Here is a 12,625-nt window from a genome sequence, read left to right as displayed (position 1 = left end):
ATGGCTATAAAATCATATAAACCATATACACCTAGTCGTAGATATATGACTGGACTAAGCTCTGAAGATATAACAGCTAAACCAAGCGTTAGAAGCTTGCTTGTTAAACTACCTGCAACTGGCGGTAGAAACAATAATGGTCGTATAACTTCAAGACATAAAGAAGCAGGTGCAAAAAAACTTTATCGTATCATCGACTTTAAACGTCGCAAATTTGGTATAGAAGGTAAAGTTGAAGCGATCGAGTACGATCCAAACAGAAACTGCCGTATCGCTCTTATAGCTTACAAAGATGGCGAAAAACGCTATATCATTAGACCAAATGGCCTAAATGTTGGTGACGTTATCGCATCTATCGATGAGGGCTCACTAGATATTAAACCAGGCAACGCTATGAAATTAAGATTTATCCCAGTTGGTACTATCGTTCATAACGTAGAGCTAAAACCTGGCAAAGGCGCTCAGATAGCTCGTTCAGCTGGCGGTTATGCTCAGCTAATGGGTAAAGAAGAGAAGTATGTTATCTTAAGAATGCCAAGTGGCGAGATGAGACAAGTACTAGCTGAGTGTATGGCAAGTATCGGTGTAGTTGGCAACGAAGACTGGGCTAACATCACTATAGGTAAAGCTGGACGTAATCGCTACCGTGGTATCCGCCCACAAACACGTGGTTCTGCTATGAACCCAGTTGATCACCCACACGGCGGTGGTGAAGGTAAGAAAAATTCAGGCCGTCACCCAGTTACTCCATGGGGTAAACCAACTAAAGGTGCTAAGACTCGCCGTAAAAAATCTAGCGATAAGCTTATAATTTCAAGAAGGAAAGGAAAATAGAGATGGCAAGATCACTCAAAAAAGGTCCTTTCGTAGATGATCATGTAATGAAAAAAGTTATTGCCGCAAAAAATGCAAACGATAACAAACCAATCAAGACTTGGTCAAGACGTAGCACGATTGTACCTGAAATGATTGGACTAACATTTAACGTTCATAATGGCAAGAGCTTTATTCCTGTATATGTTACAGAAAATCATATAGGCTATAAACTTGGCGAATTTGCTCCAACACGCACATTTAAGGGTCACAAAGGCTCAGTGCAAAAGAAAATCGGCAAGTAAGGGGAGATGATATGAGTAGAGCAATTATAAAATTCGTAAGACTTTCTCCTACAAAAGCAAGACTTATAGCAAGAGAAGTTCAAGGTATGAATGCCGAGCTAGCACTTGCAAGCTTGCAATTTATGCCAAATCGTGGTGCTAAATTTATAGCAAACGCTATTAGCTCAGCAGTAGCAAATGGCGGATTTGAGCCAGAAGAGGTTGTAGTAACTAGTTGCCGCGTTGATGCTGGTCCTGTATTAAAGAGATTTAGACCAAGAGCAAGAGGAACAGCGAGCAAAATTCGCAAACCTACTTCTCATGTAATGGTAGAAGTATCTAAACCTGAAAAGAAGGAAGCATAATATGGGACAAAAAGTAAATCCAATAGGTCTTAGACTAGGAATTAACCGCAACTGGGAATCTAGATGGTTTCCAACCAAACAAAGTCTTCCTGAAAATATCGGTGAAGATTACAAAATTCGTGCATTTTTAAAGAAAAAACTTTACTATGCAGGAATTAGCCAAATTTTAATCGAAAGAACGGCTAAAAAACTTCGTGTAACTGTAGTTGCAGCTCGTCCTGGTATCATCATCGGCAAAAAAGGCCAAGATGTTGAAAACCTAAAGAACGAAGTTAGCAAACTTATCGGCAAAGAAGTAAATGTAAATATCAAAGAAGAAAGAAAAGCTCAAGCTTCAGCTCAACTTGCTGCTGAAAACGTAGCTATGCAACTTGAAAAGCGTGTCGCATTTAGACGTGCTATGAAAAAAGTTATCCAAGGCGCTCAAAAATCAGGCGCTAAAGGTATTAAAATTTCAGTTGCTGGTCGTTTAGGTGGCGCTGAGATGGCAAGAACCGAGTGGTATCTAGAAGGTCGTGTTCCGCTTCATACTCTTAGAGCAAAGATAGATTACGGTGTAGCTGAGGCTCATACAACTTATGGAAACATAGGTATTAAAGTATGGATTTTTAAAGGTGAGGTTCTTCAAAAAGGTGTTCAACCTGAGAAAACTGAAGAAGAGGCGCCTAAGAAAACACGTAGAGCAAGAAGAGGTAAATAATTATGTTGATGCCTAAAAGAACGAAATTTCGTAAGCAAATGAAAGGTCGCAACCGTGGTTATGCGACTCGCGGAGCATCTTTAGCAACTGGCGAATTTGCACTTAAAGCTGTTGAGGCTGGTAGAGTAAATTCACGCCAAATAGAAGCTGCTCGTCAAGCTCTAACTCGTCACGTAAAGAGACAGGCTAAAATTTGGATTAGGGTTTTCCCTGACAAGCCACTTACTAAAAAACCTCTACAAACTCGTATGGGTAAAGGTAAGGCAGGAGTTGAAGAGTGGGTTATGAACATCAAACCTGGTCGTATAATATTTGAAATGGCTGGTGTTGACGAAGAGTTGGCTCGTGAAGCTTTAACTTTGGCTCTACACAAACTTCCATTCAAATCAAAATTTGTAACGCGAGAGAGTGAAAATGAAATATACTGAGTTAAAAGATAAGAGCGTTGCAGAATTAAACGCGTTGCTAAAAGAGAAAAAGGTGCTTTTATTTACTTTAAGACAAAAGCTAAAAACTATGCAGTTAAGCAACCCTAATGAGATTAGTGCTGTTCGCAAAGAGATAGCTCAGATCAACACTGCAATTAGTGCAACAAGACAAGGGGCGTAAAATGGCATTAAAAAGAGAAATTCAAGGTGTTGTTTTACAAAAAGCTGGAGATAAGACAGCTACTATTTTGGTAGAAAGACGCGTTATGCACCCAAGATACCATAAATTTGTAAAACGCTTTAAAAAGTATTTAGTTCATGATGAGAAAAATGAGACAAGAGCAGGCGATACAGTTGTTGCAGTTGAGTGCAGACCACTTTCAGCTCGCAAGAATTTTCGCTTAAAAGCTGTATTGGCAAAGGGAGTTGAGTAATGATTCAAAGTTTTACAAGACTTGCAGTTGCTGATAACAGCGGCGCAAAAGAGTTAATGTGTATAAAAGTTCTTGGCGGCAGCAAAAGAAGATACGCTACACTTGGCGATATCATAGTTTGCTCTGTTAAAAAAGCTCTTCCAAATGGTAAGATCAAAAAAGGACAGGTTGTAAAAGCTGTTGTTGTAAGAACTAAAAGAGAGGTTCAAAGAGATAATGGTTCGCTAATCCGCTTCGACGAGAACGCAGCTGTTATACTTGATAGCAAAAAAGAGCCAGTCGGCACTCGTATTTTTGGACCAGTTGGACGTGAAGTTAGATATGCTAACTTTATGAAGATTGTTTCGCTAGCTCCGGAGGTTTTATAATGGCTAATGTAAAATTTAAAGTCAAAAAAGGCGATACTGTAAAGATTATCGCTGGTGACGATAAAGGCAAAACTGGTAAAATTTTAGCAGTCCTTGCAAAAAAAGGTCAGGTTATAGTTGAGGGATGCAAAGTAGCTAAAAAAGCTATCAAACCAAGCGAAAAAACTCCAAATGGTGGTCACGTAAATAAAGAGATGCCAATTGACATATCAAATGTCGCGAAAGTTGAAGGATAAGAGATATGAGTAGATTAAAAGATAAATTTAACGAAACTATCAAGCCAGCTCTCGTAAAAGAATTTGACATCAAAAATCCAATGCTTATCCCTGCGCTCGAGAAAATTGTGATCAGTGTAGGTGCTGGAGACTCTGCGAAAGATCAGAAAGTGCTTCAAAATATGGCTGATACCATTTCACTTATCGCTGGACAAAAAGCAGTTATCACTGATGCTAAAAAATCAGTTGCTGGCTTTAAAGTTCGCGAAGGTTTCCCTGTTGGTATTAAAGTAACTTTGAGAAAAGAGCAAATGTATGCTTTCTTAGATAAGCTAATCAGCGTTGCTCTTCCAAGAGTTAAAGACTTCCGTGGTCTTCCAAAAAATGGCTTTGATGGACGTGGAAACTATAACTTCGGTCTTAGCGAGCAGCTAATGTTTCCAGAGGTTGAGTATGATAAAATTTTACGAACTCATGGTATGAATATTACGATTGCTACTACGGCTAAAAATGATAAAGAGGCATTCAAATTGCTAGAGCTATTTGGTGTGCCGTTTGCAAAAGGAAAGTAAAATGGCAAAGAAATCAATGATAGCAAAAGCTGCACGCAAGCCAAAATTTGCGGTTCGCGGCTATACTAGATGCCAAATTTGCGGTCGTCCGCACTCTGTTTATAAAGATTTTGGAATTTGCCGTGTTTGCCTAAGAAAAATGGCTAACGAAGGCCTAATACCTGGTCTTAAAAAAGCAAGTTGGTAAGGAAGAGAAATGTTGAACGATTTAATATCAGATGGATTAACACGCATTAGAAATGCAAGTATGAGAAGACTTGAGACTGCGAAATTGCTTCATTCTAAGGTTGTTGAGGCTACTCTTTCTATCCTTGCAGCAAAAGGCTATGTAGAGAGCTACAACGTTATCGAAGAAGGTAACAAGAAATTTATAAACGTAGTTTTAAAGTATGATGAGTACGGCAGAAGCGTTATAAACGAGCTTAAAAGGGTTTCAAAACCTGGTCGCCGCGTTTATCAAGGTAAAGACGACATTAAGCGTTTTAAAAATGGTTACGGAACAGTTATCGTTAGCACAAGCAAAGGCGTTATGAGCGGTATTGAGGCAAGTAAAGCTGGCGTTGGCGGCGAGGTTCTTTGCACAGTTTGGTAATAAACTGCGTTAAAAGCGCTATTCTAACCTTATAGCTTAAGGTTAAAATTTCTTTTTAGCTAGGTGAAATTTTATATTTCGCCAAAGCTAAATTTAGAAATTCAAATGAAGGTTTCGTCAAATTTGACGATCAAATTTACGGCATTGTGGTGTTTATTCGTAAATGTAGGAACACCCTAGACAAGTAAAGGAAAAAAATGTCACGTATTGGAAAACAGCCTATCGCTATCCCAAGTGGTGTAGACGTTAGCGTTGAAAATAATGTCCTAAAATTTAAAAAGGGCAATCACTTAAAAGAGCTTGACACAAAAGGTCACGTTGATGTCAAGATAGAAAATGGTCATATAGTTTTTGCTCCAAAGGGCGAAGATCGCCAAAGCAGAGCTTACTGGGGAACATATAGAGCACTTGCTAACAACATCGTAACTGGTATCACTCATGGCTTTACTCGCCAGCTTGAGATCAACGGTGTTGGTTACAAAGCAGCTGCAAAAGGTAAAATTTTAGAGCTTTCTCTTGGTTTTTCACACCTTATCAACTATGAGCTACCAGCAGGCGTTGAAGCTAGCGTTGATAAAAACGTTATTACTATCAAAGGTGACGACAAACAAGTAGTAGGCCAAGTGGCTGCTCAAGTTAGAGGATTTAGACCACCTGAGCCATATAAAGGCAAGGGCGTTAAATATCTAGAAGAACGTATCATCCGCAAAGCGGGCAAGACATCTAAGAAGTAAGGGGCGGTAAATGACAGCAAAAGTACTAAAAAGAAAAATCGCTCTTAGAATTAAGAGAAAAAGAAGAATCAGAGGTAAAATTTCTGGTGTTGCAACTTGCCCAAGAGTTTCTATTTTCAAATCAAACAGAACTCTTTATGTTCAAGCGATTGACGACGTTACAGCTACTACACTAGCTGCAGTTGATGGTAGAAAAATAGGCATAAAAGCAAATAAAGAAGGTGCGGTCACTTTAGCTAAAGAATTTGCTAAGGCTTTGAAAGCTAAGAAGATAGATGTTGCAATTTTTGATAGAAATGGTTATCTATACCATGGCGTTATCGCAGCATTTGCTGAAGCTTTAAGAGAAAATGGCATCAAGCTATAACCCAAAGGAAAATCGATGGAAAAATATAATAGAGAAGAATTTGAAGAAGTAATCGTCGATATCGGTCGGGTTACAAAGGTTGTTAAAGGTGGTCGTAGATTTAGATTTACAGCTTTAGTTGTTGTTGGTAATAGAAATGGCCTAGTTGGCTTTGGATATGGCAAAGCTAAAGAGGTGCCAGATGCGATGAGAAAAGCGATTGACGACGCATTTAAAAATATTATCCACGTTAAGATCAAGGGCACAACTATCCCTCACGACGTAGAGGTAAAATACAACGCAAGTAGAATGCTACTTCGTCCAGCTAGCGAAGGTACTGGTGTTATTGCTGGTGGTAGTGCGCGTCCTATTATCGAGCTTGCAGGTATTAAGGATATCCTTACTAAATCACTTGGCTCAAACAACTCAGCAAACGTCGTTCGTGCTACTATAAAAGCACTTAGTTTGCTAAAAAGCTAAGAGAAAGGAGTTAAGATGGCATTAGAAAAATTAACACCTGCTGCAGGTTCAACTCATGCAACTAAAAGAATAGGTCGTGGTCAAGGCAGTGGCAATGGCAAAACTGCTGGCAAAGGCAACAAAGGTCAAAGAGCAAGAAAAGGCTACAATGAAAAAAGAGGCTTTGAGGGCGGACAACAACCACTTCAAAGACGTCTTCCAAAAGTAGGCTTTGCTTCTAAATTTGAAAAACCTTATGTTATCAACATTGAAAAGATCGCAGCTATAAAAGAGCTTGCGGAAATTTCAATAGCAACAATAGCTAGCGTTCATAAAATTTCAAAGAGCGTTACTAAGATAAAACTAATCGGTGCAAGCGCAAAAGCTCTTGCTTCAAAGATCAAAGACGAGAACGTTAGCGTTAGCGGAACAAAATAATGGATAAAACACTGACCAACAAGATTTTAATCACGTTGGCATTTTTGTTCGCATACAGGATACTGGCTTATGTGCCAGTTCCTGGTGTTAATGTCGACGTAATTAAAGAATTTTTCAATTCAAACAATAGCAACGCCTTGGGTCTATTTAATATGTTTAGTGGTAAGGCCGCTGAGCGTTTAAGTATCATATCTCTAGGCATTATGCCTTACATCACAGCTTCGATCATCATGGAGCTTCTAGCAGCGACATTTCCAAAGTTAGGTCAGATGAAAAAAGAGCGCGACGGTATGCAAAAATATATGCAAATCATACGTTATGCAACTATCGTTATCACTCTTGTACAATCAATCGGCGTCTCTATCGGACTTCAAAGCTTAAGCGGTCGTGGTGGCGAGCAAGCTATCATGATAGATATGAATTTATTTATCGCGATCTCTGCTGTATCTATGCTAACTGGCACTATGCTACTTATGTGGATAGGTGAGCAGATCACGCAGCGCGGTATAGGCAATGGTATAAGTCTTATCATCTTTGCAGGCATCGTCTCTGGCATACCTAGTGCGATTGGCGGAACTGTAAATTTGGTAAATACTTCTGAGATGAATTTCCTAACAGTCATCGCTATTTTGGTGATCATTTTAGCGACCATCGGTGCTATTATCTTTGTCGAGATGGGCGAAAGACGTATACCTATTTCTTACTCAAGAAAAGTGATAATGGAAAATCAAAACAAGCGTATAATGAACTATATACCGATCAAAGTAAATTTAAGTGGCGTTATCCCACCGATATTTGCTAGTGCGATTTTGATGTTTCCAAGCACTATTTTGCAGGCTAGCACAAATCCAGTAATCCAGGCTATCAACGACTTTTTAAGTCCAAATGGCTATATGTTTAATGTTTTAACATTTTTATTTATCATCTTTTTTGCGTTTTTCTACGCATCTATCGTGTTTAACACAAAAGATATAAGTGAAAATTTGAAAAAACAAGGCGGATTTATCCCAGGTGTTAGACCAGGCGAGAGTACAGCTAGCTATCTAAATGAAGTAGCTGGCAGGCTAACTTTAGGTGGAGCTTTGTACTTGGGTATCATTTCAACATTACCTTGGGTACTTGTAAAGACTATGGGCGTACCATTTTATTTTGGCGGTACATCAGTTCTTATTGTGGTTTCAGTAGCACTTGATACGATGAGACGTATAGAAGCCCAGTCTTATACAAATAAATACCAAACTCTAAGTGCGGTAGGTCTATAAAATGGCTATCACGCTAAAAAGACCAGCTGAGATAGAGAAAATGAGAGCGGCGAACAAGATCGTCGCTCGAACACTTGATCACGTTTCTACGATCATAAAACCTGGAATTTCACTTCTTGAGATAGATAAAATTTGCGAAGATATGATAAGAGCCGCTGGAGCAAAACCTGCCTTTAAAGGGCTTTATGGCTTTCCAAATGCAGCTTGCATAAGCGTCAATGAAGTGGTGATCCACGGAATTCCAAATGAATACAAGCTAAAAGAGGGCGATATCGTTAGTGTAGATATTGGTTCAAATTTAGATGGTTATTTTGGCGATTCAGCTAGGACGTTTGGAGTTGGTAAAATTTCAAAAGAAGACGAGGCTTTGATCGCTTGCTCAAAAGACGCGCTATATTTTGCGATAGATTTTATAAGAGCTGGTATGCACTTTAAAGAGATTAGCTACGAGCTTGAGAAATTTATACTAGGCAGAGGCTATGTACCTTTGCGCGGATATTGCGGTCATGGCATAGGCAAAAGGCCACATGAAGAGCCAGAAATTCCAAACTATCTTGAAGGAAACAATCCAAAAGCTGGACCAAAGATAAAAGAGGGAATGGTTTTTTGTATAGAGCCGATGATTTGCCAAAAAGATGGCACGCCAGTTTTAGGAAGCGATAACTGGAAAGTAACCTCAAAAGATGGTTTGAGAACTAGCCATTATGAGCATTGCATGGCGATAGTTAATGGCAAAGTCGAAATTTTAAGCCAAGCGTAAATTTTATAGCAAAAATTTAAAGAAAGGAGAGTTTGTGGCAAAAGATGATGTCATTGAGATTGATGGAAATGTTGTTGAAGCACTGCCAAATGCAACTTTTAAAGTTGAGCTTGACAACAAACATATAATTTTATGTCATATCGCCGGTAAGATGAGAATGCATTATATAAAGATAATGCCTGGCGACCGCGTAAAAGTAGAACTTACGCCATATAGCCTAGACAAGGGCAGGATCACTTATAGATATAAGTAAATTTGATTTTGTGGCAAATATGCTAAGTAAATTTAAAGCTGGTTTTGGGTAAAATCCAAGCTTTGCGAAAAGCTGTATGAAGAATTATTTTCAAAGTTCCCCACTTATTTTGAAAATAGTTGGTTTAAATTATTTCTTTAGACCTGATGCAGCCCCTAAAAAAGTGGAATAAATTTTTAGGAGACTAAAATGAAAGTTCGTCCTTCTGTAAAGAAGATGTGTGACAAATGTAAAATTGTCAAACGTAGTGGCATAATTCGTGTTATCTGCGAAAATCCAAAACATAAACAAAGACAAGGATAAGGCATGGCACGTATTGCAGGTGTAGATTTACCAAACAAAAAGAGAATAGAGTATGGTTTGACTTATATCTATGGTATAGGTCTTTATAAATCTCGTCAAATCCTTGACGCAGCTGGAATTTCTTACGACAAGAGAGTTTACGAGCTTAGCGAAGACGAAGCAGCAGCTATCCGTAAAGAAATTCAAGAGCACCATATCGTTGAGGGTGATTTGAGAAAACAAGTTGCTATGGATATCAAAGCTCTTATGGATCTTGGAAGTTATAGAGGTCTTCGCCACAGAAAGGGTCTTCCTGTTCGTGGTCAAAAGACTAAAACTAATGCTAGAACCAGAAAAGGCAGACGTAAAACTGTCGGTGCGGCTACTAAGTAAGGCAAGGGTTAAAGGATAATAAATGGCGAAAAGAAAAATTGTTAAGAAAAAAGTAGTTAGAAAAAGCATAGCCAAAGGTATCGTTTATATCAGTGCAACATTTAACAACACTATGGTAACTGTAACTGATGAAATGGGAAATGCTATTGCATGGAGTAGTGCGGGTGGCTTAGGCTTTAAGGGTAGTAAAAAATCAACTCCTTATGCAGCTCAACAAGCTGTAGAAGATGCTTTAAATAAAGCAAAAGAACACGGCATTAAAGAAGTTGGCATCAAGGTTCAAGGTCCAGGTAGCGGACGTGAAACGGCTGTGAAGAGTGTAGGTGGTGTTGAAGGCATAAAAGTAACTTTCTTCAAAGATATCACACCTTTACCACACAATGGTTGCAGACCGCCAAAACGCCGCCGCGTATAATTAGAGAAAATTAGGAGAAATTATTATGGCTAGATATACAGGACCTGTTGAAAAATTAGAAAGACGTCTTGGTGTGTCTCTTGCGTTAAAAGGCGAAAGAAGACTTGCTGGTAAAAGTGCTTTAGAAAAAAGACCTTATGCACCAGGACAACATGGACAAAGAAGAGCAAAAATAAGCGAATATGGCTTACAACTTCGCGAGAAGCAAAAAGCTAAATTTATGTATGGCGTTTCAGAGAAACAATTTAGAAGATTGTTCCAAGAAGCAGCACGCCGCGAGGGCAACACTGGTGCTCTTTTGGTTCAACTACTAGAGCAGAGATTAGACAATGTTGTTTATAGAATGGGCTTTGCAACGACTCGTCGTTTTGCTCGCCAGCTTGTAACTCACGGACATATTTTGGTAAATGGCAAGAGAGTGGATATCCCATCTTATAGAGTGGAGCCAGGCTCTAAAGTAGAAGTTGCTGAGAAATCTAAAAACAATCCACAAATCGTTCGCGCGATCGATCTTACAGCTCAAACTGGCATCGTTGCTTGGGTAGATGTGGAAAAAGAGAAAAAATTTGGAATTTTCACTAGAAATCCAGAAAGAGAAGAGGTTATCATTCCTGTTGAGGAAAGATTTATAGTAGAGCTTTACTCAAAATAATAGAGGGTATAAAGATGAGAAAGATTACTACATCAGCTTATATGCCAACTGAAATAGAAGTTAAAAGTGTTAGCGAAAATGTCGCTAACATTACAGCATATCCTTTTGAAGCAGGTTATGCTGTTACTTTGGCTCACCCACTACGCCGTCTTCTTTACACAAGTACGGTAGGCTTTGCTCCTATCGGCGTAAAGATAAAAGGCGTTAGTCACGAATTTGATAGTATGCGCGGCATGCTTGAAGACGTGGCATTTTTTATTATAAATTTGAAGAAGATCAGATTTAAATTAAAAAGCGGCAGCGAGCGTGAAGTTATAGAGTATAGCTTTAAAGGACCAAAAGAGATAACTGGAGCTGACCTAAATAACGACCTAGTTGAGATCGTTAATCCAGACGCATATCTTGCAACCATCAACGAAGATGCTGAGTTAAATTTCTCAGTTATCATCCAAAAAGGTATCGGATATGTTCCTAGTGAAGAGATCAGAGAAGAGATCGAAGACGAGTATATCGCGCTAGATGCTTTCTTTACACCTGTTAAAAAAGCAGTTTATGAGATACAAAACGTCTTGGTTGAAGACGACCCAGACTACGAGAAGATCATATTTACGATAACAACAGATGGTCAAGTTGGTCCAGTAGAGGCTTTTAAAAATTGTTTAGAAGCTATGTATCAACAAATGTCAGTATTTAAAGGAATTTTAGATATTGACGTTAGCGCCCCAGTTGCTAGTTCAAGCGCAAGTGGCGAGTTTTCAAAGCTACTTTCTAGTGTAGAAGATCTAAATTTAAGCGCTAGAAGTTTTAACTGCCTTGACAAAGCCGATATTAGATTTATCGGTGAGCTTGCGTTGATGGACGAAAATGAGCTTAAAGAGCTTAAAAATTTAGGTAAAAAATCTCTTGAAGAGATAAAAGCGGTTATGGAAGAGATAGGCTATCCAGTTGGTGTCGATGTGTTAAAAGATAGCAAAGAGCAACTCAGAAAGAAAATAACCGAGCTAAAATCACAAATGAGTGCAAAAGAATAAAAGGACAATAGATGAGACATAAACACGGATATCGCAAACTTGGTAGAACGTCATCTCATAGATCTGCATTGCTTAAGAATTTAGCGATAGCTATCATCAAAAGCGAAAAGATAGAGACGACTTTACCAAAAGCAAAAGAGCTTAGAAGCTATGTTGAAAAGCTTATCACAAGAGCTAGAAAGGGCGACTCTAACGCTCACAGAGCAGTATTTGCTTCATTGCAAGACAAAGAGACTACAAATAAGCTAGTTACTGAAGTAGCTCCAAAATTTAAAGAGCGCAACGGTGGCTATACAAGAATCATCAAAACTCGTGTTCGCAGAGGCGACGCAGCTGAGATGGCTTATATAGAGCTAGTAGCTGAATAATCCACAGAGAGCCTATCTGGCTCTCTTATCTTTCTAAATTTATCTTTTTACGTTTATTTTTTAAAGTTTTTGTATTAAATTTTATTCATTCTGTATTGTAGTGAATTTACAAGTCGGAGCATTATAAATTTGCTTTTGTGGCTTTTAGATGAGCTGATGCGATAGGTTAAAATAGCTGGCCTAAGTAAATTTATAGCGGTTTTAAAGCACAAAAAACGCAAACAGACACTCTTTAATTTATGCCAAAGCCTCCAAAATGTTGTTTTAAATTTCTATATCAAACTTATCTATTAAATTTCAAAGCTAACACCATAAATTTCTAAATTTAGATCTAGTAGTTTTTAAATTTTACTTCTTTGATTTTTTGTGATATTTGCTTTAGGCGGGTTGTTTTTATTTTGAGTGTTTCTGGGCCAAATTTATAAGCTATTTTGCGTAGTTTTAGGATTAAGGGCTATATA

At 38.5% G+C, this 12,625-nt stretch carries 25 protein-coding genes; all 25 read left to right on the top strand.

Translation table 11 applies throughout. The features are described 5' to 3' along the window. The 25 genes from rplB to rplQ all read left to right on the top strand — a co-directional run bounded on the left by rplB (nucleotide 1) and on the right by rplQ (nucleotide 12,164). A complete protein-coding gene (rplB, locus tag CYO89_RS02625; protein WP_103597036.1) occupies nucleotides 1–834 on the top strand; it encodes a 50S ribosomal protein L2 in 834 nt (277 codons plus the stop codon). 2 nt (nucleotides 835–836) lie between these two features. Continuing rightward, nucleotides 837–1,118 (top strand): 30S ribosomal protein S19, encoded by a 282-nt coding sequence (gene rpsS / locus CYO89_RS02620; protein ID WP_002941639.1) that lies wholly within the window; start codon nucleotides 837–839, stop codon nucleotides 1,116–1,118. A gap of 11 nt (nucleotides 1,119–1,129) precedes the next feature. Beyond that, nucleotides 1,130–1,462 (top strand): 50S ribosomal protein L22, encoded by a 333-nt coding sequence (rplV, locus tag CYO89_RS02615; protein WP_002941544.1) that lies wholly within the window; start codon nucleotides 1,130–1,132, stop codon nucleotides 1,460–1,462. Between the two features lies 1 nt (nucleotide 1,463). Then, nucleotides 1,464–2,162: a 30S ribosomal protein S3 gene (gene rpsC, locus CYO89_RS02610; protein WP_002941650.1), complete on the top strand. Its 699-nt coding sequence runs from the start codon at nucleotides 1,464–1,466 to the stop codon at nucleotides 2,160–2,162. A 2-nt stretch (nucleotides 2,163–2,164) separates the two neighbouring features. Continuing rightward, nucleotides 2,165–2,590 carry a 50S ribosomal protein L16 gene (gene rplP, locus CYO89_RS02605; protein WP_002941572.1) on the top strand — a complete coding sequence of 142 codons (426 nt, stop codon included), beginning with the start codon at nucleotides 2,165–2,167 and terminating at the stop codon, nucleotides 2,588–2,590. Further along, nucleotides 2,577–2,771, top strand: a complete 195-nt coding sequence (gene rpmC / locus CYO89_RS02600; protein ID WP_002941625.1) for a 50S ribosomal protein L29 — start codon at nucleotides 2,577–2,579, stop codon at nucleotides 2,769–2,771. The genes rplP and rpmC overlap by 14 nt, the downstream gene beginning before the upstream one ends. Nucleotide 2,772: 1 nt before the next feature. Further along, nucleotides 2,773–3,024: a 30S ribosomal protein S17 gene (rpsQ, locus tag CYO89_RS02595; RefSeq protein ID WP_002941511.1), complete on the top strand. Its 252-nt coding sequence runs from the start codon at nucleotides 2,773–2,775 to the stop codon at nucleotides 3,022–3,024. After that, nucleotides 3,024–3,392, top strand: a complete 369-nt coding sequence (gene rplN / locus CYO89_RS02590) for a 50S ribosomal protein L14 (RefSeq protein WP_002941516.1) — start codon at nucleotides 3,024–3,026, stop codon at nucleotides 3,390–3,392. Before rpsQ ends, rplN begins: the two co-directional genes overlap by 1 nt. Then, the gene (gene rplX / locus CYO89_RS02585) at nucleotides 3,392–3,628 is read left to right on the top strand and encodes a 50S ribosomal protein L24 (RefSeq protein ID WP_009295260.1); all 237 of its coding nucleotides are present in this window, start codon (nucleotides 3,392–3,394) and stop codon (nucleotides 3,626–3,628) included. Before rplN ends, rplX begins: the two co-directional genes overlap by 1 nt. A 5-nt stretch (nucleotides 3,629–3,633) precedes the next feature. Further along, nucleotides 3,634–4,179 (top strand): 50S ribosomal protein L5, encoded by a 546-nt coding sequence (gene rplE / locus CYO89_RS02580; RefSeq protein ID WP_002941643.1) that lies wholly within the window; start codon nucleotides 3,634–3,636, stop codon nucleotides 4,177–4,179. Nucleotide 4,180: 1 nt separating this feature from the next. Beyond that, on the top strand, nucleotides 4,181–4,366 hold the full coding sequence (locus tag CYO89_RS02575) for a type Z 30S ribosomal protein S14 (protein WP_002941532.1): 186 nt from the start codon (nucleotides 4,181–4,183) through the stop codon (nucleotides 4,364–4,366). A 9-nt stretch (nucleotides 4,367–4,375) separates the two neighbouring features. Then, nucleotides 4,376–4,771, top strand: a complete 396-nt coding sequence (gene rpsH / locus CYO89_RS02570) for a 30S ribosomal protein S8 (RefSeq protein WP_009295261.1) — start codon at nucleotides 4,376–4,378, stop codon at nucleotides 4,769–4,771. 197 nt (nucleotides 4,772–4,968) lie between these two features. Further along, entirely contained in the window at nucleotides 4,969–5,505 is a 537-nt protein-coding gene (gene rplF, locus CYO89_RS02565; RefSeq protein WP_002941606.1) for a 50S ribosomal protein L6, read from the top strand. A gap of 10 nt (nucleotides 5,506–5,515) precedes the next feature. Continuing rightward, nucleotides 5,516–5,872: a 50S ribosomal protein L18 gene (gene rplR / locus CYO89_RS02560; protein WP_002941658.1), complete on the top strand. Its 357-nt coding sequence runs from the start codon at nucleotides 5,516–5,518 to the stop codon at nucleotides 5,870–5,872. A gap of 15 nt (nucleotides 5,873–5,887) precedes the next feature. Next, nucleotides 5,888–6,331, top strand: coding sequence for a 30S ribosomal protein S5 (gene rpsE / locus CYO89_RS02555; RefSeq protein ID WP_002941646.1), 444 nt, complete (start codon nucleotides 5,888–5,890; stop codon nucleotides 6,329–6,331). Nucleotides 6,332–6,346: 15 nt separating this feature from the next. Next, nucleotides 6,347–6,748 carry a 50S ribosomal protein L15 gene (gene rplO / locus CYO89_RS02550; RefSeq protein ID WP_103597035.1) on the top strand — a complete coding sequence of 134 codons (402 nt, stop codon included), beginning with the start codon at nucleotides 6,347–6,349 and terminating at the stop codon, nucleotides 6,746–6,748. Then, nucleotides 6,748–8,010, top strand: coding sequence for a preprotein translocase subunit SecY (gene secY / locus CYO89_RS02545; RefSeq protein WP_009295263.1), 1,263 nt, complete (start codon nucleotides 6,748–6,750; stop codon nucleotides 8,008–8,010). The genes rplO and secY overlap by 1 nt, the downstream gene beginning before the upstream one ends. 1 nt (nucleotide 8,011) lies before the next feature. Continuing rightward, a complete protein-coding gene (gene map, locus CYO89_RS02540) occupies nucleotides 8,012–8,770 on the top strand; it encodes a type I methionyl aminopeptidase (protein WP_103597034.1) in 759 nt (252 codons plus the stop codon). A 34-nt stretch (nucleotides 8,771–8,804) separates the two neighbouring features. Beyond that, nucleotides 8,805–9,023, top strand: coding sequence for a translation initiation factor IF-1 (infA, locus tag CYO89_RS02535; RefSeq protein WP_002848031.1), 219 nt, complete (start codon nucleotides 8,805–8,807; stop codon nucleotides 9,021–9,023). Nucleotides 9,024–9,212: 189 nt separating this feature from the next. Next, on the top strand, nucleotides 9,213–9,326 hold the full coding sequence (rpmJ, locus tag CYO89_RS02530) for a 50S ribosomal protein L36 (RefSeq protein ID WP_002941545.1): 114 nt from the start codon (nucleotides 9,213–9,215) through the stop codon (nucleotides 9,324–9,326). A gap of 3 nt (nucleotides 9,327–9,329) precedes the next feature. Then, the gene (rpsM, locus tag CYO89_RS02525) at nucleotides 9,330–9,698 is read left to right on the top strand and encodes a 30S ribosomal protein S13 (protein WP_002941610.1); all 369 of its coding nucleotides are present in this window, start codon (nucleotides 9,330–9,332) and stop codon (nucleotides 9,696–9,698) included. Nucleotides 9,699–9,720: 22 nt separating this feature from the next. Beyond that, the gene (gene rpsK / locus CYO89_RS02520; RefSeq protein ID WP_002941551.1) at nucleotides 9,721–10,113 is read left to right on the top strand and encodes a 30S ribosomal protein S11; all 393 of its coding nucleotides are present in this window, start codon (nucleotides 9,721–9,723) and stop codon (nucleotides 10,111–10,113) included. A gap of 25 nt (nucleotides 10,114–10,138) precedes the next feature. Further along, on the top strand, nucleotides 10,139–10,765 hold the full coding sequence (gene rpsD, locus CYO89_RS02515; protein ID WP_002941501.1) for a 30S ribosomal protein S4: 627 nt from the start codon (nucleotides 10,139–10,141) through the stop codon (nucleotides 10,763–10,765). A 14-nt stretch (nucleotides 10,766–10,779) separates the two neighbouring features. Beyond that, the gene (locus CYO89_RS02510) at nucleotides 10,780–11,796 is read left to right on the top strand and encodes a DNA-directed RNA polymerase subunit alpha (protein ID WP_103597033.1); all 1,017 of its coding nucleotides are present in this window, start codon (nucleotides 10,780–10,782) and stop codon (nucleotides 11,794–11,796) included. An 11-nt stretch (nucleotides 11,797–11,807) separates the two neighbouring features. Further along, on the top strand, nucleotides 11,808–12,164 hold the full coding sequence (gene rplQ / locus CYO89_RS02505; protein ID WP_002941584.1) for a 50S ribosomal protein L17: 357 nt from the start codon (nucleotides 11,808–11,810) through the stop codon (nucleotides 12,162–12,164). Nucleotides 12,165–12,625: the final 461 nt, after the last annotated feature.

Origin of the sequence: Campylobacter concisus, from assembly GCF_002913765.1 — a bacterium.
GTDB classification, from domain to species: domain Bacteria; phylum Campylobacterota; class Campylobacteria; order Campylobacterales; family Campylobacteraceae; genus Campylobacter_A; species Campylobacter_A concisus_BB.
This window is presented reverse-complemented; position numbering and strand designations above follow the sequence as displayed.